We start from the raw sequence: 397 nt of genomic DNA, 5'->3' as shown, positions 1-397 counted from the left end.
GATCATGGTTGCGGGCGAGATAGCCGCCAAGCATGGCGATTTGCAGCAGGTAAGCGGCGAGCGTGGGCCGTTGGAGGCGCGGTCGCGTTCGGGACGCGTCGATCCTGTCGAGCGCAGTGATCTCGGCGAAGGTGAGAACGATGTCGGGCGCGGCGTCTGGCTTGGCGCGCGCCGACATAGTGATAAAGAATATGCGCCAGCTGACCACCGCGATGAGAGCGAGGAACTTCGCCAGCCTTTCGGCGGTCTCGAGCCTCGCCTCCTCGGCACGGCAGCCGGACTTCATGACCTTGTGGAACACCTCCGCCTTCCAGCGCAGGGCGTACCAGCCGAGCTTCTCGACTGCCGCGGAAAGATCTTCGACTGGCAAGTTGGTCACCAGCTTCCAGTCGATCGG

General features: G+C 63.7%; 1 pseudogene. It reads right to left on the bottom strand.

Annotated features, from left to right (window positions below):
* A pseudogene (locus tag EN780_RS38285) lies at positions 1-379 on the bottom strand (IS4 family transposase); the annotation flags it as partial.
* Between the last annotated feature and the right edge of the window lie 18 nt (positions 380-397).

It is taken from the genome of Mesorhizobium sp. M4B.F.Ca.ET.089.01.1.1, from assembly GCF_004022605.1.
Lineage (GTDB): Bacteria > Pseudomonadota > Alphaproteobacteria > Rhizobiales > Rhizobiaceae > Mesorhizobium > Mesorhizobium abyssinicae.
Note: the sequence above shows the minus strand (reverse complement) of the source record. Positions and strands in the feature narration are given on the sequence as shown.